The sequence below is a fragment of the Methylobacterium oxalidis genome, from assembly GCF_007992195.1.
Taxonomy (GTDB): domain Bacteria; phylum Pseudomonadota; class Alphaproteobacteria; order Rhizobiales; family Beijerinckiaceae; genus Methylobacterium; species Methylobacterium oxalidis.
Genome location: NZ_BJZU01000050.1, coordinates 48370 through 70800, shown reverse-complemented (window position 1 = coordinate 70800; position 22431 = coordinate 48370). Strand labels below are relative to the sequence as shown.

The following is a 22431-nucleotide window of genomic DNA, read 5'->3' as shown; positions in this document are numbered from 1 at the left end:
CGGGCGGCCCCGCACGGGACCGCCCGGCCGGTCAGGCCGCCTTCACGTCCGAGAGGAAGCTGCGGACGGCCTCGCTCAGCGTCGTCGAGTGTCCCGCGAGCTCGCGGGCCGCGCCGAGCACCTGCGTGGCCGCCGAGCCGGTCTCGCCCGCGCCCCTGCGCACCTCGCCGACGCTGCCGGTGACCTGCTCGGTGCCCCGCGCCGCCTCCTGGACGTTGCGGGCGATCTCTCGCGTCGCAGCGCCCTGCTCCTCCATCGCCGCGGCCACCTGCGTGGCGATGCCGGCCATCCCGTCGATGGTGGAGCCGATGCCGCGGACCGCGTCGACGGCCCCGCGCGTCGCGCTCTGGATCGCGTCGATCTGACCCGCGATCTCGTCGGTGGCGCGGCTCGTCTGGGCGGCGAGCTCCTTGACCTCGGTGGCGACGACCGCGAAGCCGCGCCCCGCCTCGCCGGCCCGTGCCGCCTCGATGGTGGCGTTGAGCGCGAGCAGGTTCGTCTGCCCGGCGATCGTCGAGATCATCGCGATCACCGCCCCGATCTTGTCCGCGGTCGCCGCCAGGGCCTGGATCGTCGCGTCGGTCTCGCGGGCACTGCGGACCGCCGTGTCGGCGATCTCCGCCGAGAGGGCGACCTGCTTCGTGATCTCCTGGATCGAGGCCGACAGCTCCTCGGTGGCGGCCGCCACCGTCTGGACGTTGCCCGAGGTCTCGCCGGCCGCCACGGCGACGCTGACGGCCTGCTGGTTGGTCTGATCGGCGATGCCCGTCATCGAGTGGGCGGTGGCCTCCATCTCCGTCGCCGCGGCGGTCAGCCCGGCCGTGAGACCGGCGGCATCGCGCTCGAAGGCACGGGTCAACTGGTCGAGACGCTCCGCGCGGCGCATCTTGGCGCCGTCCTCCTCCGCCTGCAACGCGGCGAGCCGACGGCTCTCCAGGGCGTTCTGCTTGAAGACGGCGAGAGCCCGGGCCAGCGCGCCGACCTCGTCCCGGCGGTCCCCGCCCTCCACGGCGACGTCGAGGTTGCCGGCGGCGAGCGCCCCCATGGCGCCGGTCATTCGACCGAGCGGGCGGGCGATTCCGAATACGACGATCGCGCCGGCAAGCCCGGCCACGAGGAGCAATCCCGCGGCCGCGGCGCCGATCAAGAACAGGGTCGCGTTGAGGGCCGTCTCGCCGGCCTGTGCCTTCGCGACCTGGAATTCCTTGCTGAGCACGTTCACGCGGTTGTCGAAGACCTCGCGCAGCTTGCGGCGGGCGGACTGTCCCTCCGACTGCGAGATCTTCACGGCCGCCTCCGCCTCGTTGCGCAATCCGTGCGCGGTCGAGCGGTCGAGGATCGCGAAATACGCCTCGACGGAGCGCCGAAGCTCCTCGTTGACGGTGCGGCGCTCCTGCGAGTCGGACATCTTGATCAGCCGGTCGATCGACTCGATCGCCGCGGCCTTCGCGGTGTCCTGACGCTCCTTGAACCCGGCCATCTCGGCGGGCCGCGTCTCGATCGTGATGTTGCGGTCCATCATGGTCGCCTCGGTGACGCCGAGAGGCCGCCCGAATGATGTGTTCGAGGCGCGTCGCCTGCACGTCGATGAGCCGCTGCGTCTCGTCCGACAGCAATCCGAGCCGGCCGCTCGCGAAGGCGACGAGGCTGGCCGTTAGACAGGCCAGGAGAACGATCGGGATGGCCATCTTCGTCAGAAAGCCAAACCTGTTCAGAAATCTCATGACCCGTCTCCGCACGATCCGTGCTTTGTGTCCAAAAGCACTGTCAAAAGTGCAGAAGCGCCGATAACGAACATCTAAAAGAACACTTGATTGCAAGCGGGCAATCTTCGACGAGTCCGTCAATAATGCTCACTGGCGCTGACGGCTTTCGGACAGCCGAGCGAATTTCGCTCAAATGCCGGCGAAACGTTGCTCCTGTTGCGCGTACCGACGGTTCGGCGCCCGCTTGCGGTTGCGAACCTGTCGGGCGCGCACTTGACCCGGCCCGGATCTCCGGCCAGATCCGCGCCATGGGAACCGCGCCGATGCCCGACGTCCTCGTCATCGACAACTACGACTCCTTCACCTGGAACCTCGTGCACCTGATCGGACCGCTCTGCGGCTCGGTCTCGGTGGTCCGCAACGACGCGCTCGGGGTCGCCGAGGTGCGGGCGCGCAAGCCCGACGCGGTGGTGCTGTCGCCGGGCCCCTGTACGCCCAACGAGGCCGGCATCTGCCTCGACGTGATCCGCGATCTCTCCGCCGACACCCCGATCTTCGGCGTCTGCCTCGGCCTTCAGGCGATCGGGCAGGCTTTCGGCGGCGAGGTCGTGCGCGCGCCGGCCCCGATGCACGGCAAGGTCTCGACGATCGAGCACGGGGCGCGGGGCGTCTTCCGCGGCATCAACGGCCCGCTCCAGGCGACGCGCTACCATTCCCTCGTCGTCGACCGCGCGGGCTGCCCGGAGGATCTCGCGGTGACGGCCGAGGCGGACGGGCTGATCATGGGGCTCGAGCACCGGACGCGCCCCGTCCACGGCGTGCAGTTCCACCCCGAGAGCATCCTCTCGCAGCACGGCACGCAGATCCTGCGCAACTTCCTGGAGATTGCCGCGGCCTGGAACGCGGAGCGTGACAAGCGCACCGGCGACGTGCATTGACGCTGGAGACCGGGACGCGCCGGAGCGCGCCCGCATCGACAGACCGCGTCCGCCCCATGGAATCCTTCAGGCACATCCTGGCCAAGGCCGCCTCCGGGCAGAGCTTGAGCCGCGACGAGGCGCGCGCCGCCTTCGACGACCTGCTCTCCGGCGAGGTGACGCCCGTGCAGGCGGGGGCCTTCCTCGTCGCGCTCAAGGTGCGCGGCGAGAGCGTCGAGGAGATCACCGGCGCCGTCGAGGCGATGCGTGCCCGGATGCTGCCCGTCGCCTCCGTGCCGGGCGCGGTCGACATCGTCGGCACGGGCGGCGACCATTCGGGCAGCTACAACGTCTCGACGCTCGCCGCGATCGTGACGGCGGCCTGCGGCGTGCCGGTGGCCAAGCACGGCAACCGGGCGGCGACCTCGCGCTCGGGGGCCGCGGACGTGCTCGCCGCCCTCGGCGTGAAGCTCGGTCTCGATCCGGCGGGCCTCGGGCGCTGCCTGGAGCAGGCCGGCCTCTGCTTCATGTTCGCGCAGACACATCACGGCGCCATGCGCCACGTCGCGCCGGTGCGCTCCGAGCTTCCGGTGCGCACCATCTTCAACCTGCTCGGCCCCCTCTCGAACCCGGCCGGCGTCGCCCACCAGCTCCTCGGCGTCTCGTCGCCGGACTGGGCCGAGCCGCTGACGCGGGTGCTGTCCGAGCTCGGCAGCCGCCGGGTCTGGACCGTGCACGGCTCAGACGGGCTCGACGAGATTACCGTGACCGGGCCGACCGCGGTGGTGGCGCTGGAGGACGGGCACGTCACCCGGTTCCGCGTCGATCCCCGCGAGGTCGGGCTGCCGCTCGCCACTCTTGATGATCTTCGCGGCGGCGATCCGGACCACAACGCCCGCGCGCTCGGCACCGTCCTGGAGGGCGCCCGCAACGCCTACCGGGACATTGCCGTTCTCAATGCTGGGGCGGGCCTTGTGGTCGCGGGCGCCGCCGGAACGCTCGCAGAGGGCGTCGGGCGCGCGGACGCGGCCATCGCCTCCGGCGCGGCGCGGGCGACGCTCGCCCGCCTCGTCGCGATCTCGAACGCCTGAGGGATTCCGATGTCCGACACCGCAACCAGGGGCGCGACAGGACAGACGGTCCTCGCCCGGATCGAGGCCTACAAGCGGCGCGAGATCGCCGAGGCGAAGCTGCGGGTCTCGGAAGCGGCCCTCGAGGCCCGTGCCGCGGCCCAGAGCCCGCCGCGGGGTTTCGCGGACGCCATCGCGGCGCACATCGCGGCCGGGCGCCCGGCCCTGATCGCCGAGGTGAAGAAGGCCTCGCCCTCGAAGGGGCTGATCCGGGCCGATTTCGACCCGGCGGCGCTGGCCGCCGCCTACGAGGCCGGCGGCGCGACCTGCCTCTCGGTGCTCACCGACGAGCCGTCCTTCCAGGGCCGCCCGGACTATCTCGTGCGGGCACGCGCCGCCTGCTCCCTGCCGGTCCTGCGCAAGGACTTCATGTTCGAGCCCTACCAGGTGCTGGAGGCCCGGGCCTGGGGCGCCGACTGCGTGCTGGCGATCATGGCCTGCCTCGACGACGACGAGGCGGCCGCGATCGTCGAGGCCGCACACGATCTCGGAATGGACGTGCTGGTCGAGGTGCACGACGCGGAGGAACTGGAGCGGGCGATCCCCCTTGGGACGCGCCTGATCGGCATCAACAACCGCAACCTGAAGACCTTCGAGGTCTCCTTCGAGACCGCCGCGCGCCTGCGGCCCGGCATCCCGGAGGACCGCATCGCCGTCGCGGAGAGCGGCATCGCCGGCCACGAGGACGTGGTGCGCCTTCGCGAGAGCGGCCTGCACGCGGTGCTCGTCGGCGAAAGCCTGATGCGGCAGGCGGACCTCGCGGAGGCGACCCGCCGCCTGCTCTTCGGCGGCGCGGCCTGAGCGGGCGCGCGGATGACCGGGCTCACCCATCTCGATGCCACCGGCGCGGCCAACATGGTCGACGTCACCGACAAGCCGGCCACCACCCGCACGGCGCGCGCGGAGGGCGCGGTGGTGATGCTGCCCGAGACGCTGCGCCTCATCCGCGAGGGCGACGCCAAGAAGGGCGACGTGATCGGCACGGCCCGGCTCGCGGGCATCATGGCGGCCAAGCGCACGCACGAGCTGATCCCGCTCTGCCACCCGCTGCTGCTCTCGAAGGTCCACCTGACCTGCGAGGCCGACGACGCGCTGCCGGGGCTGCGCATCGTCGCGGAGGTGCGCGTGCAGGGCCCGACCGGGGTCGAGATGGAGGCGCTGACCGCGGTCTCGGTCGCCTGCCTCACCGTCTACGACATGGTGAAGGCGGTGGACCGCGGCATGCGCATCGAGGGGATCCGCCTCCTGGCCAAGGATGGCGGCCGCTCCGGCAGCTACCGGGCGGACGAGCCCGGCGGGACAGCCGCGTGAGCGGGCCTCTGCCCGTCGCGGAGGCGTTGGCCCGCATCCTCGGCAGCGTCGCGCATCCCGTCGAGGCCGAGCGGGTCGGGATCGCGGCGGCATCCGGCCGGACGCTCGCGGCGCCGGTCGCGGCCCTGCGCACGCAGCCGCCTTTCCCGGCCTCGGCCATGGACGGCTACGCGGTGCGCGCCGCCGATCTCGCGACGGTGCCGGCCCGCCTGCGCCGCGTCGGCACGAGCGCGGCCGGCCACGGCTATGCCGGCCGGGTCGGCACGGGCGAGGCGGTGCGCATCTTCACGGGCGCCCCCGTCCCGGAGGGTGCCGACGCGATCCTGATCCAGGAGGATGCGGAGGCCGAGGGCGACGCCGTCACTGCCCGGGAGAGCGTGGCGCCCGGCCGCTTCGTGCGGGCGGCCGGGCTGGACTTCCGGGAAGGCGAGACGCTTCTCGTGCCCGGCGATACCCTCGACGCGCGCCGCCTCGCCCTCGCGGCAGCCGCCGGCCACGCCGAAGTCGCGGTGCGACGGCGCCCAAGCGTCGCGATCCTCGCCACCGGCGACGAGCTGGTGGCGCCCGGCGCCCGGGCGCGCTGGGACCAGATCGTCGCCTCGAACGCGCTGGCGCTCGCCGCCCTCGCCCGCTCCGCCGGTGCCGAGCCGATCGACCTCGGCATCGCGGGCGACAGCCTGCCGGCCCTGGAGGACGCGATCCGCCGGGCGCGGGAGGCCGGTGCCGACCTCATCGTGACCCTCGGCGGCGCCTCCGTCGGCGACCACGACCTCGTGCGGTCGGCGCTCGCCCGGGAAGGACTCGAACTCGGCTTCTGGCGGGTGGCGCTGCGGCCCGGCAAGCCCCTGATGCACGGCCGTCTCGGTGAGATGCTGGTGATCGGCCTGCCCGGCAACCCGGTCTCGGCGATCGTCTGCGGGATGCTGTTCGTGGTGCCGGCGATCCGGGCGCTCCTCGGCGACCCGCGGGCGGGCGCCGACCGGTCCGAGCCCGCGATCCTCGGGCGCGACCTCGGGGCCAACGACGGGCGCGCCGACTACATGCGCGCCCGCCTCGACGCGGCGCCCGACCGCCTCCCGGTGGCGCACCCCGAGCAGCGCCAGGATTCCTCGATGCTCTCGGTGCTGGGACAGGCGGAGGCGCTCCTCGTGCGGCCGCCCCACGCACCGGCGGCGCGGGCGGGCGACCCGTGCCGGATCATCAGGCTCGACCGGGCGATCCTCTGATCTGATCCAGTATCGCCAAGCTGCGCTTGCGGAACACTTGCGGAACGTTTAACGTGTTCGCGCTTTGTTTCCGCGACCGCACGCCGCGTCGCCCCGAAGAGATGAGTCTGCCCGATGCTGACGCGTAAACAGCTGGATCTGCTCCGCTTCATCCAGCAGCGGATGCGGGAGAGCGGCGTCCCGCCGTCCTTCGACGAGATGAAGGACGCCCTCGACCTGAAGTCGAAGTCCGGCATCCACCGGCTCATCACGGCTCTTGAGGAGCGCGGATTCCTGCGGCGCCTGCCGAACCGGGCGCGGGCGATCGAGGTGATCCGGATGCCCGAGAGCCTCGGCCAGCCGGCCAATGCCGGCAGCGAGGTCCGCCGCTTCACCCCGAGCGTGGTCGAGGGCGGGCGCACCCGCGCTCCGGCCGCCAAGATGCCGATGACCCAGGCGACCGACGAGAACGGCCGCGCCCTGACGATCCCCGTCATGGGCCGGATAGCGGCCGGCACGCCGATCGCGGCGATCCAGAACCAGAGCGCCTCGATCACCCTGTCGCCGGACTTCCTGGCCGGCGGAGAGCACTACGCGCTCGAGGTGCGCGGTGACTCGATGGTCGAGGCCGGCATCCTCGACGGCGATCTCGTGGTGATCCGCAAGCAGGACACCGCGAACACCGGCGACATCATCGTGGCGTTGATCGACGACGAGGAGGCGACCCTCAAGCGCCTGCGCCGCCGCGGCTCCTCGATTGCTCTCGAGGCGGCGAACCCGGCCTACGAGACCCGCGTGCTCGGCCCGGACCGGGTGCGCATCCAGGGCCGGCTCGTCAGCCTCGTGCGCCGTTACTGAAGCGATTCGGGGGGCGCCTCCGCGGGCGCGTCGGCGTCCTCCGGCGCTGCCTCGTCCGGAACGGGCCGGGATGTAGGCGGTGGGGCCGCGGCGACCGTCGCGGCGGGCCGCCACGGTCTCGCGCCGCCGGAGCCGCGGGCCGACCGGACCACGGGTCTGGCGGCGGTGAGGCGTATCGCGACGGCGCTCGACCTCGGGAGGAAGGCTCTGTCGACGACGAGGCCGGCCGCGCAGTTGGGCGGCGCCGCGTGCGGCGTGATGACGATGTCCGCCCGCGCGCCCTCCTCCCACTCGTCGAGCGCCTCCACGAAGCCGGTGAGCGGCGCGATGGTCGTCCGTGTCAGGGTCGGGCCCGAGACGCGCGACGCGCCAGGCCGCGGCCCCGAAGCCGAGGAAGGCCGCGGTGAGCGCCAGCACCAGAGCGAGAGCGGCCGGCCGCGCGCCGAGGAGGGGCGTCAGGGCGAGGCAGAGGCCCGCGGCGACCGGGCCCCGGCCACGAGCGCCGGCTCACCCTCCGTCGCCGAGAAGTAGGCGAGAATGCCGCACCCAAAGGCGACGGCGAGCCAGGGGAAGAAGCGGCGCTGCTCGGCCTCGTGCGCCATCTCGGCGAGGAGCCAGCCGCGCAGAGCGGGAAGTCACAGGGACGGCGCGCCGAGGCGGCCGGGCGCGACCGCCGCGACGATGCCTCCGCCTGCCGCCCCTTCCGCCATGGCCCGCCGCACCGCTCACGCGCGGGAGCGGAAATTCCGCCCCGTGCGACGATTTCTTAACGCGTCCGTCCGCGCATGCTACAGGCCCGCGGCCGGGCCGGTCGATCCTTCCCGCCCGAACGTCGCCCGCCCATCCACTCGAACATCCAGCCGGCCCGATGTCCTCTGCCGTCGTCACGCGTTTCGCACCCTCTCCCACGGGCTACCTGCATATCGGCGGCGCCCGCACGGCCCTGTTCAACTGGCTCTACGCCCGCCGCCACGGCGGCCGGATGCTGCTGCGCATCGAGGACACGGACCGGGAGCGCTCGACGCAAGGGGCCATCGACGCGATCCTCGACGGGATGCGCTGGCTCGGCCTCGATTGGGACGGGGACGTGATCTACCAGTACGCCCGCGCCGAGCGGCACCGGGAGATCGCGGAGAGCCTGCTGGCCTCGGGCCGCGCCTACCGCTGCTACGCGACGCAGGAGGAGCTGACCCAGATGCGCGAGGCCGCCCGCGCCGAGGGGCGCCCGCTGCGCTACGACGGGCGCTGGCGCGACCGCGACCCGTCCGAGGCGCCCGCCGGCATCAAGCCGGTGATCCGCCTGCGCGCGCCGACCGAGGGCGAGACCGTGGTGGAGGACGCGGTGCAGGGCCGCGTCGTCTGGCAGAACCGCGACCTCGACGACCTCGTGCTGCTGCGCTCGGACGGCAATCCGACCTACATGCTGGCGGTCGTGGTCGACGACCACGACATGGGCGTGACGCAGGTGATCCGCGGCGACGACCACCTCACCAACGCGGCGCGCCAGGGCCAGATCTATGGGGCGCTCGGCTGGGACATGCCGAGCATGGCGCATATCCCGCTCATCCACGGAGCGGACGGGGCGAAGCTCTCGAAGCGGCACGGAGCGCTCGGCGTCGACGCCTACCGCGATCTCGGCTACCTGCCGGCGGCCCTGCGCAACTACCTCGTGCGGCTCGGCTGGAGCCACGGCGACCAGGAGGTGTTCTCGACGGACGAGATGATCGCGGCCTTCGACCTCAAGGCGATCGGCCGCTCGCCCGCCCGGTTCGACTTCGCCAAGCTCGAGAACCTCAACGGCCTCTACATCCGCCAGTCCGACGACCGGGCCCTCGTCGACGCGGTCGAGACCATCCTGCCGGGCATCGGCGCCCAGCGCGGCCTCGCGGCGCCGCTCGAGCCGGAGCTGCGCGCGCGCCTCGAAGCGTCGATGCCCGGGCTGAAGGAGCGCGCCAAGACCCTCGTGGAGCTTCTCGACAGCGCCTACTACCTCTACGCGCAGCGCCCCCTCTCCCTCGATGACAAGGCGAAGGCGCTTCTCGGGGCGGACGGCCGCGCGCGGCTCGCCGCGGTGATGCCGGCGCTGGAGGCGGTCCCCGAGTGGAGCGCGGCCGCGACGGAGGGCGCGGTGCGCAGCTTCGCCGAGACGCAGGGGCTGAAGCTCGGCCAGATCGCGCAACCTTTGCGGGCAACGCTGACCGGACGCACAACCTCGCCGCCGCTCTTCGACGTGATGGCCGTGCTCGGCCGCGAGGAGAGCCTCGGCCGCCTGCGGGACCAGCTCCCGCAGGGCTGACCGGGCGCGTTTCCGGCCGGACGGTCCCGGCCCGGATTTCGCTTGGCGTTCTCCGACGGATGTCACCCGCCCCGTTGATGGCGGTCGGCTGATCCGCTAACCCGATGGTCCTGTGAGCAACTGCAGCATCGCTGCCGTTCCGCACCGAACCCGGGCCCCGGCTCAGCCGCCGCGCGGGTACGGCGCCGCCCCGTTGCCAGGAAAGGTCCACGCCTCCATGAGCGCATCCAGCACGATCACCGTGGACGACAAGCAGATCGAGTTGCCGGTCAAGACCGGGACGATCGGGCCCAGCGTCATCGATATCGGCAAGCTTCACGCGAAGACCGGCGTCTTCACCTTCGATCCGGGCTTCACCTCGACCGCCTCCTGCGAGTCGAAGATCACCTACATCGACGGCGACGCGGGCGTGCTGCTCTACCGCGGCTACCCGATCGAGCAGCTCGCCGAGCACGGCGACTTCCTCGAGACCTGCTACCTGATGCTGTTCGGCGAGCTGCCGACGCCCTCGCAGAAGGCCGATTTCGACTACCGGGTCACGCGCCACACCATGGTGCACGACCAGATGAACCGCTTCTTCCAGGGCTTCCGCCGCGACGCCCACCCGATGGCGGTGATGGTGGCCTGCGTCGGCGCGCTCTCGGCCTTCTATCACGATTCGACCGACATTTCGGACGAGAAGCAGCGCATGGTCGCCTCCATGCGGATGATCGCCAAGATGCCAACGCTCGCGGCGATGGCCTACAAGTACTCGATCGGCCAGCCGTTCGTGTATCCGAAGAACGAGCTCGATTACACCTCGAACTTCCTACGGATGTGCTTCGCGGTTCCTTGCGAGGAGTACCAGATCAACCCGATCTTCGCCCGCGCACTGGACCGGATCTTCATCCTCCACGCCGACCACGAGCAGAACGCCTCGACCTCGACGGTGCGGCTCGCCGGCTCCTCGGGCGCCAACCCCTTCGCCTGCATCGCGGCCGGCATCGCCTGCCTCTGGGGGCCGGCCCACGGCGGCGCCAACGAGGCGGCGCTCAAGATGCTGATGGAGATCGGCACGCCGGACCGCGTGAAGCAGTACGTCGACAAGGCGAAGGACAAGAACGATCCCTTCCGCCTGATGGGCTTCGGACACCGGGTCTACAAGAACTACGACCCGCGCGCCCGCATCATGCAGAAGACCACCCACGAGGTCCTGGGCGAGCTCGGCCTCAAGGACGACCCGCTGCTCGAAGTCGCGATGGAGCTGGAGCAGATCGCCCTGAAGGACGACTACTTCATCGAGAAGAAGCTCTACCCGAACATCGACTTCTACTCGGGCATCACCCTCAAGGCGATGGGCTTCCCGACCGACATGTTCACGGTGCTGTTCGCGCTGGCCCGCACGGTCGGCTGGATCGCGCAGTGGGCGGAGATGATCGAGGATCCGTCCCAGAAGATCGGCCGGCCGCGCCAGCTCTACATCGGGCCGGAGCAGCGGGAATACGTGCCGATCAACAGCCGCGGCTGAAGACCGGGACGAAGGCCGGAAGCGGGTGCCGGCCGGGGCCGCGCGAGCGGGGCCCCGGCACCTGGGCTCGCCTCACGCCGCCCGCCGGCAGGCGGCGAGCACGACTTGGGCGGCGCTCTCGCTCGGGGCAGCGCCGTTCGGCAACCGCATCAGGTCGTCTAGGCGCTCCAGGGCCCGGACCTGGCGCTCGCGCTCTGGGCCGCCGACGAGCAGCGGCAGCAGGGCCTCGGCCAGGATCTCCGGCTGGCAATCCGCCTGCACGAATTCCGGCATCGCGTTCTCGCCGAGGATCAGGTTCGGCAGCACGATCGTCGGCACCTGGATGAGGCGGCGGGCGATCACCTCCTCGAGGCGCGAGACCTTGTAGGCGACGACCATCGGCACCTCGGCGAGCGCGAGTTCGAGCGTCACCGTGCCGGAGGCCGCGAGCGCCGCGCGCGCCTGCCGGAAGACCGCGTGCTTGCCGGCCTCCCCGTGCACGAGTCGGACCGGCACGTCCCAGGCCGCCGCGAGCCGCTCGATCAGGGCGCGGTGGCGGCTCACCGCCGGCAGCAGCGCCTCGACTGGCCCCGCCCGCTCCGCGACGAGCGCCAGCGTCCGGCCGAAGACCGGCATCAGCCGCTCGATCTCGGAGCGGCGCGAGCCCGGCAGCACGGCGAGGCGCCAGGGCGCGGCGGCGCGCTGCGCGCGCTCGGACGGCCCGGGCCGCAACGCGTCGAGGCGCTCGATGAGCGGGTGGCCCACATAGGTGCAGGCCGGACCGCCGAGGCGGCGATGCGCGTCGGGCTCGAAGGGCAGCAGCGCCAGGACGTGGTCGATGAAAGGCCGCATCCCGGCAGCGCGCCAGGGGCGCCAAGCCCAGACGCTCGGCGACACGTAATCGACGATCGGCAGATCGGGGCGGCGCTTGCGCACGCGACGCGCCACCGCGTGGGTGAAGCCGGGACTGTCGATGATGACGAGGATGTCGGGCGCGGCCGCCACCACGTCGTCCACCGTCTCGCGGATGCGGCGCAGCAGGGTGCGGGCGCGGGCCAGCACGGGCAGGTAGCCCATCACCGCCACGTCGTCGATCGGGAAGAGTGAGGCCAATCCCTCGGCCTCCATCGCCTCTCCGCCAACGCCGCCGAAGACGATGGGCTCCGGAGCGAGAGCCCGCAGCCCCCGCATCAGCTTGGCGCCGAGCTGGTCGCCCGAATCCTCGCCCGCTACCAGCCAGACCTTCACCGGGCTGCGTCCAGGCCGACGAGGAACAGCCCAAGGCGGTCGGCGGCCGCGACCGTCTCGGCTCGGTCGATCACGAGCGTGCGGCCCGCCTGGATGGCGAGGCCGGCGCAGCCCGCGGATGCGGCGGCGCGGATCGTGCGCGGGCCGATCGCGGGCAGGTCGATGCGTAGATCCTGGCCGACCTTCGCGAGCTTGACGAGCACTGTCCCGGGCAGCGGGCGCCCGAGCCCGAAGGGCCTGCGGGCGACGGCGCGGGCGCGTGCGAGCATGCGGTCGGTCCCCTCCGGACCCTCCACCGTGAGCACCCGCTCGGCCGCCACCACGGCCGCCTGGCCCACATCGAAGGGCGACAGGGCCTCGAGCAGGGCGCGGCCGGTGGCGACCGAGACCCGCGCTGCCTCGTCCGGACCGAATCGGCCGAGGCGACCCTCGGGGCTCAGGAGATCGGGCGCGACCTCGTGCACGCCGAGCACCCGGTGGCCGTTCTCCTCCAGGAGCGCCAGAACGGCGCGCAGCAGGCGGTCGTCGCCGCCGCCCGCGATGGCGCGCAGCGCGTCGCGGTTGCGCACGGCCGCGGCGGCGTTGAAGATCGCGGCGGGGCTCGGCCGCGCGACCCCGCCGGCCGGCACGATGGCGGCCGGCCCCCAGCCCTTAAGGATCCGCAGGGTCCCGGCGATGTCGAGGAGGTCGACCGTGGCGTCGGCGCGGGCGCGCAGGCGCCGGTCGGTGAAGCCGCGCACGCCGAGCACCTTGAAGGGGCGCGCCGCACGCTCCAGGGACTCGGCCACGAGCTCGGGCAGACGCCCCGCGCCGGCCACCAGGACGAGGGAGCCCTCGGGCTCCGGCGCGGCGGCCGGGAGCGGGCGTTCGGCCATCGCGGCGCTCAGACCGCGCTCGCGGGCGCCTCGCGGGGCGTGCAGATCGAGCGCCTGCCGCCCTCGCGGATGAAGGCGAGGATCTCGCCGACGGCCGGGTGCGACGCGTACTCGGCGGCGACGTCCTCGACGCGCTCCATCAGGGTGCCCTCGGGCGCGAACAGGGCCCGGTAGGCGCGGCGCAGGGCATGGATGTCCTCGCGGGCGAAGCCGCGGCGCTGGAGGCCGATGATGTTGAGGCCCGACAGGTACGCCCGGTTGCCGAGCACCATCCCGTAGGGGATGCAGTCGTTCTCGAGGCCTGAGAGGCCGCCGACGAAGGCATGGGCCCCGACCCGGGCGAACTGGATCACAGCGGCGCCGCCGCCGAGGATCGCGTAGTCGCCGACGCTGCAATGGCCGGCCAGCATCACGTTGTTGGAGAAGATGACGCTGTCGCCCACCCGGCAATCGTGCCCGACATGGGAGTGCGCGAGGAAAGTGCAGCGGTCGCCGACCACCGTCTCCAGCCCGCCCCCGGCGGTGCCCGGGTTCATGGTGACGCCCTCGCGGATCAGGCAATCCGCGCCGATCCGGAGGATCGAGGCCTCGCCGCGGTATTTCAGGTCCTGGGGCGGGTGGCCGATCGAGGCGAAGGGGAAGATCCGGGTCCGGGCGCCCACGGCCGTGTCGCCCGCCACCACGACGTGGCTGACGAGCTCGCAGCCCTCGGCGAGCACGACCTGCGGGCCGACATGGCAGAAGGGTCCGATCCGGACGCCCTCGCCGATCGTGGCCCCGTCCTCGACGATGGCGCTCGGATGGATCATGCCCGCGCTCACTCCGTCACCAGCATCGCGCCGATCTCCGCCTCCGCCACGAGTGTGTCGCCGACGCGGGCCTCGCCGCGGAACCACCACATGGTGCGCCGCTGGTTCAGCTTCTTCATGTGGTAGCGCACCGTGTCGCCCGGTACGACGGGCTTGCGGAACTTGCACTTGTCGATCGTCATGAAGAAGACCTGCTTGGTGCGCAGCTCGTCCGTCATGATGTGCCGGCAGCAGATGGCGCCCGCGGTCTGCGCCATGCCCTCGATGAGGAGCACGCCGGGGAAGACGGGCAGGTCCGGGAAATGTCCGGTGAATTGCGGCTCATTAATCGTCACGTTCTTGATGCCGATGCAACTCTCGTCGCGGTCGATCTCGATGATCCGGTCGATCATCAGGAACGGGTAGCGGTGGGGAAGCAGCTCCAGCACCTGCTGAATATCGGCAGAGCCGAGTTCACGCGCCGTCTCGCTCATCGGGTCTTGCACCTCTTCTCGTTCCCGAAGGCGGCCGAGCGCCGCCCGCTCATCCGCGAAAGCTCAGAGCGTCTTCGTCAGAAATAGGGGCGGACGCAAGTCCCGAGGGCGGATGCGGGCTGCTGCGCCCGTCGCGGGAGGCGGACCTCAGGCGGTCGTGAGGGCGGCGCGCACCTTGCGGCCGAGGCTCGCCGCCGTGAACGGCTTGACGAGGAGATCGACGCCCTCGTCGAGGCGGCCGTGATGGATGATGGCGTTGCGGGTGTAGCCGGTCGTGAACAGCACCTTGATCTGGGGGCGCAGGCGCAGGGCCTCGTCGGCGACCCTGCGGCCGTCGAGGGGACCCGTCAGCACGACGTCGGTGAAGAGGAGCGCGATCTCGGGCTCGGTCTCGATCAGGCGCAGGGCCTGCGGCCCCTCCGCGGCCTGGAGAACGCGGTAGCCCGCCTCCTCGAGCGCAGCGACGGTGAAGGCGCGCACCATCGGGTCGTCCTCGACGGCGAGCACGGTCAGGCCGGGCTGCGGCGCGCGCTCCAGCACGCCGGGGATCAGGCTCGGCGTCTCCATCTTCAGGCGCGGATCGCCCGGCACCTCACCGGCGGCGCGCGCGAGGCGGGGGAAGTAGAGCTTGATCGCGGTGCCCTGCCCGACCTCGGAATAGACCGCGACGTGGCCGCCCGACTGGCGCATGAAGCCGTAGACCTGGGCGAGCCCGAGGCCCGAGCCCTTGCCGGGCGGCTTCGTCGTGAAGAACGGCTCGAAGACGCGGCTCGTCACCTCGGGCGGCATGCCGGTGCCGGTGTCGCAGACGGCGACCATCACGTACTGGCCGGCGCGCAGCTCCTCGTGATGCGCGGCGTAGGATTCGTCGAGGTAGGCGTTGCCGGTCTCGATGGTGAGCTTGCCGCCCTCCGGCATCGCGTCGCGCGCGTTGACAGCGAGGTTGAGGATGGCGCTCTCCATCTGGTTCGCGTCGGCCTGCGTCAGCCAGAGTCCGCCCGCCAGCACGGTCTCGACCGCGACCTGCTCGCCGAGCGTCCGGCGGAACAGGTCGGACATGCCCGCCACGAGCCGGTTCGCGTCGACGGTCTCGGGGCTGAGCGGCGACTGGCGGGAGAAGGCGAGGAGGCGGTGGGTCAGGGTCGCGGCCCGGCGCGCACCCTCCATCGCGTTGTCGATGCCGCGGATCAGGCGCGGGTCGATGTCAGCCGCACGCCGCTGGGCCATCTCCAGGTTGCCGATGACCACCGTCAGCAGGTTGTTGAAGTCGTGGGCGACGCCGCCCGTGAGGCGGCCGACCGCCTCCATCTTCTGCGCCTGCCGGAGCTGCTCCTCGGCCCGGCGGCGCTCCGCGGCCTCGGCCGTCAGCGCGTCGGCCGCGGCCCGCCAGCGCCGCGTGGCGAGCCGCTCCTGCCGCATCTGGCGGAACGCCAGCAGGGAGACGCCGAACAGGCTCGCCGCGGCGAGCGCGGCGACGAGGGCGTAGCCGAGCACGTGCCGCCGCCAGGCGGCGAGAACCCCCGCCTCGCTGACGCCGAAGCCGATGTAGACCGGGTAGGGGGCGACCTGCCGGAAGGAGAAGATGCGGGACACCCGGTCCACCGCCGAGACCGCCCGGTACGGCCCGTCGTCGCCGCGGCCGATCGCGAGCATCATCGGCGCGCTCGGCGGCAGAGTCATCAGTGCGGTCGCCGGCTCCCGCGCCAGGATCTCGCCGTCGCCGCGCACCAGCACGACGTTGTGGGCGAGGTCCGGGTCCACCTCCCGGTAGAAGGTCTCGAAGTAGCCGCGGTCCACCGAGAGGGCGACGGCGCCCTGGAAGCTTCCGTCCGCGCTGTAGACCCGGCGGGCGACGTTGAAGACCGGCTGCCCGGACTGGCGCCCGAGATAGGAGCGCGAGACGAAGAGCTCGCCCCGGTCGGTGGCCCGCAGCGCCTGGAACCAGTCGCGGTCGGTGAAGCTCACGCTCGGATCGGCAGGGTGCGCGCGGCTGCTCGCGACGAGGCGTCCCTCGGCGTCGGTGATCGTCAGCGTCGCGACCTGCTCGTAGCTCTTCTGCAGGTCGGCCAGGAAGCGGTGCAGATCGAGGCGGTCGGACTCCCGCGACCAGTCGATGAAGCGCAACCGACCGTTGATCCGGTCGATGATCAGCTTCTGGGTCTCGAAGACTTTGATCGCGTGCTCGTGAAGAACGCGGAGCGTGCGCTCGACGCGGCCGTCGGCCTCCCGCAGCACCTCAACGCGGTTGTGCCAGCTCGCCAATACAAGCAGGATAGCGGGGAGCAGAATCGAGACGACGAGAAGCGCGCGTCCGGCGCGGATCGCGGTACCGCCATGCGACGCCTCGGCGGACGACGCCGCGCGCGCCTCCGTGGCCTGCCTCTGGCCCATGATGGTGTGTGGCCCCCGCCGAATCGGTGCTCCTCGGAGCCGCCTGACCTTAGCCATGCCTGCGGCCACGGATAGATGGCGCGCGGGCCTGTCGCACCGGGGCAGCGGCCGCCTCGCCCGAGCCATGCACCCGCGCGCCTTCCCGGCCCGTCACCGGAACCGCTCAAAACCGACGCGTTCGCGAATTCTTGCGCGGCGCCCGCGCGGCGCCGCGCAAGGCCACGGATCGGCCGAGGCGCGGTCAGTCGGCGGATTCGTCCCGCTCGCCCTTCCCCGAGCGCTCGGCGAGCCTGGCCAGCGTCGTGAGCTCGCGGAACCACGCACGCACGGGCTTGGCCGGCGTGCCGCCCCAGCGGCTGCCCGGCGGGACGTCCTTGTTGACGTTCGAGGAGCCGGCGATCTGCGAGCCGCGGCCGATCCGCAGATGGCCGACGACGCCGACCTGGCCGCCGAGAACGACGTAGTCCTCCAGCGTCGTCGAGCCCGAAATGCCGACGCCCGAGACGATGACGCAGTGGCGCCCGATCACGACGTTGTGGGCGATCTGGACGAGGTTGTCGATCTTGGTCCCCTCCCCGATCACCGTGTCGCGGCTCGCGCCCCGGTCGATCGTGGTGTTGGCCCCGATCTCGACGTCGTCCTGCACGATGACGCGGCCGATCTGCGGGACCTTGATGTGGCTCGCCCCCATGGCGAAGCCGAACCCGTCCTGGCCGATCCGGGCGCCCGGATGGACGATGACGCGGTTGCCGACGAGGGCGTGGGTGAGGGTCGCGCCCGCGCCGACGCTGCAATCGCGCCCGATCCGCACGTTCGGGCCGATCGCGGCCCCGGGCCCGATCACGCTGCCGGAGCCGACCTCGGCGCCCGGCCCGATCGTCGCCCCGGGATCGACCTGGACGTTCTCCTCGAGCCGCGCGTCCGGGTGGACGTGCGCGCCCGGCGAGACACCGCGGCTGCCGAAGAGCGAGGCCGGCCGCATCGCGTCCGGATGGAGGCGGGCGAGGAGCGCCGCGTAGATGCGGTAGGGATCGCGCGTGACGAGGGCGACGGTCGTGGCCGGCACGCGCGCGGCGAAGCGCGGCGAGACGAGGCACACGGCCGCGCGGGTCGCGGCGAGCGCGTCCCCGTAGCGGGCATTGTCCATGTAGGCGAGGTCGGCCGGGCCGGCGCTCTCGAGCGGCGCCGCACCGGTCAGGACGAGGGCCGGGTCCGCGCCCTCCGGCAGGGACAGGCCGGCCGCCTCGGCGACGGCGCCGAGGCTCAGCGAAGCGTTCGCGGAGAAGAAGACGGGATCGGACATCACGGACAACGCGCCACCCGGGAAACCCGAGCGGCGCGCGACCCTTTGTCTTAGAAGCGCGACCCGCCCGAGAAGCGGAACGCCTGGATCTGGTCCTTACCCACGCGTCCGTACTGGGTGAGGATGCCCTCGTCCTTGGTGAGTGCGTAGGCGTAGTCGAAGCGGATCGGTCCGAGCGGGGAGTTCCACAGGATCGAGGCGCCGACCGACGAGCGGATCTTGGCGTTGTCGCGGACGTTCACGCACTCCGGCTCGACACCGATGGTGAGGGCGTTGAAGTTGCAGACGCCGCCCGGCGCGAGGCCGTTGATGAAGGCGTCGCCGTTGACGTTGAAGGTGCGGCGACCGTGATAGCCGAACAGCGTACCGGCATCGGCGAAGACGGCGCCCTTGATGCCGAGATCGCGCGGGATGCCCCAGATCGGGAACTGCACCTCGAGGGTGCCGCCCACGTAGGTGGAGCCGCCGATCGCGTTCGAGCGGCTGTCGGCGATGCCGACGTCGCGCGGGCCTATGCCGTTCGGGGCGAAGCCGCGCACCAGCGACGGGCCGAGGAAGAACTGGTCGGTGATCCGCAGCGGGTTGCCGTCGAGCGACGAGATGTGGCCGCCCTGGAAGCGGATGAAGCCGACGACGTCCTCCCACAGCTCCTTGTAGTAGCGGGCCTCGCCCGTCACGCGGAAGAACTTGGAGTCGCCGCCGAGGCCGGCCACGTCGGGCTTGAGCTCGGCGTAGAGGCCGTTGCGGGGCGAGCCGATGTTGTCGAGGGTCGAGTAGGCGAGCGTGAGGCCGGCCAGCGACGTGAGCGTGTTGCCGGTCGAGCCCTTGAGCGCGATCGACGCCTCGCCGTTGAGGGCGCAGTTGCCCTGGTTGATGGTCGTGAAGTTGTAAACCGAGAGCCCGCCGACGTTCTGCCCGTTCAGGATCGTGCCGGCCGGGTAGACGTTGGTGAAGCCCGGGATCGGGTTCGAGCAGTCGTTGAACGGCCGCTTGATCGAGTTCGGGATCGTCAGCTCGGTGTTGTAGAGCGAGTAGCGCAGCGTGACGCCGAACTCCTCGGTGATCGGCAGGCCGACGCGGAGCTGGCCGCCGTAGACGGTCGTCTCGTAGCGCGAGTAGCGGGTCAGGTCGCTGTACTTGTAGAAGGCGTCGAAGCCCGCAGCGAGGCGGTAGCCGAGGAAGTACGGCTCCGTGAACGAGAAGTCGAAGCCGCGCGAGTACTGGCCGCCGGTGCCGGCGACGCGGACGTACTGGCCGCGGCCGAGGAAGTTCGACTCGGAGACCGAGACCTCGCCGATGATGCCGTCCTGCGTGGAGTAGCCGCCCGCCACGGAGAACGAGCCCGTGGGCTGATCCTCGACGTCGATGTTGATGATGACGCGGTCGGGCGCGGAGCCCGGCTCGTTCGAGAAGCGGACCTTCTTGAAGAAGCCGAGGCCGTTCAGGCGGCGCTCCGCCCGGTCGGTCAGCACGCGGTTGTAGGCGTCGCCCTCGGAGATATCGAGCTCGCGGCGGATGACGTAGTCGCGGGTGCGGGTGTTGCCGCGGACGTTGATGCGCTCGACGTAGACGCGCGGGCCGTCCTCGACCACGAAGCCGAGGGAGACCTGCTGCGTGGCGCGGTCGCGCTGGCCGGTCGGGCGGACCTGGGCGAAGGGGTAGCCCTGGCGCGCGATCTGGGTGGTGACGCCGGTGAGCGTCTTCTCCACGTCCTCGGCGTTGTAGACGTCGCCGACGCTCGCGCGGATCTCGCCCTCGAGGTTGCTCGTGTCGAGGCCGGGCAGGCGGGAGTCGATCGCCACCGCGCCGACGCGGTACTGGGCGCCCTCCTCCACCGTCACGGTGATGACCCAGCCGGACTTCTCGCCCTCGGGCGCCTCGACGTAGCGGGCATCGGCGTTGACGATGCGGAAATCGGCGTAGCCGTTCTTCAGGTAGTAGCGGCGCACGACTTCGAGGTCGGCCGCGATCCGGTCCGGATCATAGACGTCGGAGGTCTTGATGAAGCTCAGGAGGTTCATCTCCGAGGAGCTCATCAGGTCCCTGAGCTTGCCCTCCGAGTAGGCGCTGTTGCCCACGAAGTTGATGGCGACGATGCCGGTCTTGTCGCCCTCGTCGATCGTGTAGATCACGTCGACGCGGCCGTTCGGCAGGTCCACCGTGCGGTAGCTGACCTTGGCGCCGCCGCGGCCGGCCCGACGATAGACCTCGCGGATGCGCTGCATGTCGGCGTTGATGATGTTCAGGCTGAAGGGGCCGCGGGCCTTGGCCTCGACGATGCCCTCGAGGGTGGCCTTCTCGACCTTCTTGTTGCCCTCGAACACGACGCGGTTGATGAGGTTGTTCTCGCGGACCGTCACCACCGTGCGGCCGCCGCTCTGCGCGACGCGGACCTCGGAGAACATGCCGCTGGCGAGCAGGTTGCGGCGGGCCTCCTCCGCGGAGCCCGACGCGGTCCCGGTGACGTAGGAACGGATCGTGTCGGAATCGACGCGGCTGTTACCCTGGACGACGATCTGCTGCGCCTGCGCGGCCCCGCCCAGCGCGACACCGGCGGCTGCGGCGGCGACTAGGACGATGGCCCGTTCCACCGACTTCCGCCGGCGCTTCCCCGTCATCGACATCATGTAATCGCCCGTCTGTTTTATTGTCGCCGCGGGTTCGCACCCGCAGGCAGGCAGCCGTTACCCGGCGGTCCTGCCATCTGGTCCCAGCCCAGCTTCTAGCGGGATTCCCTACCGAAGCAAACGCTCCGAGGAACCCGCTCCTTGGGATTTTGGAGGGTCGTGGCCTTCGCGCCACTTAACGATGCGAGCGGTTTTTTCAGCATCGCAAATCAGGGTGAACGCAGCGTAAAGCCGCGAAAACCGTAGGCTTTTCAAAACGGTGCGGGGACGCGGAAATCTTTCCGTAACCTTGAGCGTGCGATGCCCGCACCCGCCGGAGACGCCGGATTGTGGCCGAATTCGGCCGCTGCCGGGCCGCCGCCGGGGCGGCCGGCCGCTGGGAATGCATTCAGCCCCCGGACGCGCGAAGGGCCCGCCGGTTCGCGGCGGGCCCCGAATGCCGGTCGGACCGGGCCGGCGCTCAGGTCCCGCGGCCCCAGGAGGCGCCGAGGTTGAGGATGTCGTTCCAGGCGGCGAACAGCATCAGCATGAGCACGAGGGCGAGGCCGATCCGGAAGCCGATCTCCTGCGCGCGCTCGCTCAGGGGACGGCCGCGGACCGCCTCGTAGGCGTAGAACATGAGGTGCCCGCCATCGAGGAGCGGCACGGGGAAGAGGTTGAGGAGGCCGATCGAGACCGAGAGCAGCGCCACGAGCCCGACGAGGCCGCCGACGCCGCCGGCCTTGGCGACCTCGCCCGAGACCCGGGCGATGCCGATCGGGCCCGAGAGCTGGTCGGCGGATTCGCGGCCGGTCACCAGTTTGCCGAGATAGGCAAAGGTGCGGTCGACGACGAAGTAGGTCTCCTGCACGCCGAGCACGAGCGACTCGCCCGGCCCGTACTGGACGAGCTTGGCCTCGCTGCCCTTCGGGCCCTGGATCCCCAGGCGGCCGAGGCGGTGGCGGCCGAAGGGCGTGCGCTCCTCGTAGACCTCCGGGGTCGCGACAATCTGCGTCTCGGTGCCCGCACGCTCCACCGTGAAGGTCAGGGTCGCGTCCGCGCTGCCGGAGACGGTGCGCTGCATGGCGATGAAGTTGGTGACGGGCGTGCCGTCGATCGCCCTGATGACGTCGCCGGGCTCGAAGCCGGCGCGCGCGGCGGCGCTGTTGGGCATCACCGCCTCGACCCGCGGCGGCAGCTCGTAGCGGCCGCTGAGCCAGATCGCGCCGCCGAACAGCGCGATCGCCAGGATGAAGTTGGCGATCGGCCCCGCCGCAACGATCGCAGCGCGCTTGGCCACGGGCTGCGTCGGGAAGCTGATCGCCCGCTCGCGGGGGCTCATCCGGGCCACCGCCTCCGGGTCCGGGATGCTCGCGCCGTTGGCGTCGCCGTAGAACTTCACGTAGCCGCCGAGTGGGATGGCGCAGAGCTTCCAGCGGGTGCCGTGCCGGTCGTTGAAGCCGAAGATCTCCGGCCCGAAGCCGATCGAGAAGGCGTTGACGCCGACGCCGCACCAGCGCCCGACCAGGAAGTGACCCATCTCGTGAACGAACACGACGATGGTGAGCACGATCAGGAAGGGGATGACCGCGCCGAAGAATCCGGCGGCGGTGCCGCCCATGGCACTCAGAAAATCCATCGTCGATCCTCGGGGCCCGCGGGCGCGGGCTTCGTCCTCGTGTCTCGGCAACCGTCTAGCAGATCGGGAGGCCGCCAAGCCAACGCAAACCCGCGTGAGGGAGCAGGAACGTCGCACGGGCTATCGACGCAGGCGAGCACCCCGCTCCGGGGGCACCCGTTTTCCCCGCTATTCTGGG

General features: G+C 71.5%; 18 protein-coding genes. 9 read left to right on the top strand and 9 right to left on the bottom strand.

Annotated features, from left to right (window positions below; all coding sequences use genetic code 11):
- Positions 1-31: 31 nt before the first annotated feature.
- Complete coding sequence (locus MOX02_RS13585) at positions 32-1045, bottom strand: methyl-accepting chemotaxis protein (protein WP_444980202.1); 1014 nt, start codon at positions 1043-1045, stop codon at positions 32-34.
- Between the two features lie 984 nt (positions 1046-2029).
- On the opposite strand from MOX02_RS13585, the gene MOX02_RS13580 reads away from it, so the two are divergent.
- The 9 genes from MOX02_RS13580 (at position 2030) to gltA (ending at position 10930) form a co-directional block, all read left to right on the top strand.
- Positions 2030-2644: an anthranilate synthase component II gene (locus MOX02_RS13580; RefSeq protein WP_147026327.1), complete on the top strand. Its 615-nt coding sequence runs from the start codon at positions 2030-2032 to the stop codon at positions 2642-2644.
- A gap of 56 nt (positions 2645-2700) precedes the next feature.
- Positions 2701-3714, top strand: coding sequence for an anthranilate phosphoribosyltransferase (gene trpD, locus MOX02_RS13575; protein ID WP_147026326.1), 1014 nt, complete (start codon positions 2701-2703; stop codon positions 3712-3714).
- 9 nt (positions 3715-3723) lie between these two features.
- The gene (gene trpC / locus MOX02_RS13570; RefSeq protein ID WP_147026325.1) at positions 3724-4554 is read left to right on the top strand and encodes an indole-3-glycerol phosphate synthase TrpC; all 831 of its coding nucleotides are present in this window, start codon (positions 3724-3726) and stop codon (positions 4552-4554) included.
- A gap of 12 nt (positions 4555-4566) precedes the next feature.
- Positions 4567-5064: a cyclic pyranopterin monophosphate synthase MoaC gene (moaC, locus tag MOX02_RS13565; RefSeq protein ID WP_147026324.1), complete on the top strand. Its 498-nt coding sequence runs from the start codon at positions 4567-4569 to the stop codon at positions 5062-5064.
- Positions 5061-6290, top strand: coding sequence for a molybdopterin molybdotransferase MoeA (locus MOX02_RS13560; RefSeq protein ID WP_147026323.1), 1230 nt, complete (start codon positions 5061-5063; stop codon positions 6288-6290). Before moaC ends, MOX02_RS13560 begins: the two co-directional genes overlap by 4 nt.
- 114 nt (positions 6291-6404) lie before the next feature.
- Entirely contained in the window at positions 6405-7127 is a 723-nt protein-coding gene (gene lexA, locus MOX02_RS13555; RefSeq protein WP_147026322.1) for a transcriptional repressor LexA, read from the top strand.
- A gap of 258 nt (positions 7128-7385) precedes the next feature.
- Positions 7386-7658, top strand: coding sequence for a hypothetical protein (locus tag MOX02_RS13550; protein ID WP_147026321.1), 273 nt, complete (start codon positions 7386-7388; stop codon positions 7656-7658).
- 337 nt (positions 7659-7995) lie between these two features.
- Positions 7996-9423 (top strand): glutamate--tRNA ligase, encoded by a 1428-nt coding sequence (gltX, locus tag MOX02_RS13545; protein WP_147026320.1) that lies wholly within the window; start codon positions 7996-7998, stop codon positions 9421-9423.
- Positions 9424-9640: 217 nt separating this feature from the next.
- Positions 9641-10930 (top strand): citrate synthase, encoded by a 1290-nt coding sequence (gene gltA / locus MOX02_RS13540; RefSeq protein WP_147026319.1) that lies wholly within the window; start codon positions 9641-9643, stop codon positions 10928-10930.
- 72 nt (positions 10931-11002) lie between these two features.
- Here the strand turns inward: gltA and lpxB are convergent, their stop codons facing one another.
- From lpxB to rseP, 8 genes are all read right to left on the bottom strand, one after another.
- On the bottom strand, positions 11003-12157 hold the full coding sequence (lpxB, locus tag MOX02_RS13535) for a lipid-A-disaccharide synthase (RefSeq protein WP_147026318.1): 1155 nt from the start codon (positions 12155-12157) through the stop codon (positions 11003-11005).
- Complete coding sequence (locus MOX02_RS13530) at positions 12154-13032, bottom strand: LpxI family protein (RefSeq protein WP_147026317.1); 879 nt, start codon at positions 13030-13032, stop codon at positions 12154-12156. The genes lpxB and MOX02_RS13530 overlap by 4 nt, the downstream gene beginning before the upstream one ends.
- An 8-nt stretch (positions 13033-13040) precedes the next feature.
- Positions 13041-13853, bottom strand: coding sequence for an acyl-ACP--UDP-N-acetylglucosamine O-acyltransferase (gene lpxA / locus MOX02_RS13525; RefSeq protein WP_174804922.1), 813 nt, complete (start codon positions 13851-13853; stop codon positions 13041-13043).
- Positions 13850-14314: a 3-hydroxyacyl-ACP dehydratase FabZ gene (gene fabZ / locus MOX02_RS13520; RefSeq protein ID WP_147026315.1), complete on the bottom strand. Its 465-nt coding sequence runs from the start codon at positions 14312-14314 to the stop codon at positions 13850-13852. Before fabZ ends, lpxA begins: the two co-directional genes overlap by 4 nt.
- A 147-nt stretch (positions 14315-14461) precedes the next feature.
- Positions 14462-16705, bottom strand: a complete 2244-nt coding sequence (locus MOX02_RS13515; protein WP_147026314.1) for a hybrid sensor histidine kinase/response regulator family protein — start codon at positions 16703-16705, stop codon at positions 14462-14464.
- Between the two features lie 241 nt (positions 16706-16946).
- Positions 16947-18008 carry a UDP-3-O-(3-hydroxymyristoyl)glucosamine N-acyltransferase gene (lpxD, locus tag MOX02_RS13510; RefSeq protein WP_147026313.1) on the bottom strand — a complete coding sequence of 354 codons (1062 nt, stop codon included), beginning with the start codon at positions 18006-18008 and terminating at the stop codon, positions 16947-16949.
- A gap of 50 nt (positions 18009-18058) precedes the next feature.
- On the bottom strand, positions 18059-20635 hold the full coding sequence (gene bamA, locus MOX02_RS13505) for an outer membrane protein assembly factor BamA (protein WP_147026312.1): 2577 nt from the start codon (positions 20633-20635) through the stop codon (positions 18059-18061).
- 460 nt (positions 20636-21095) lie between these two features.
- The gene (gene rseP, locus MOX02_RS13500) at positions 21096-22253 is read right to left on the bottom strand and encodes an RIP metalloprotease RseP (RefSeq protein WP_147026311.1); all 1158 of its coding nucleotides are present in this window, start codon (positions 22251-22253) and stop codon (positions 21096-21098) included.
- Between the last annotated feature and the right edge of the window lie 178 nt (positions 22254-22431).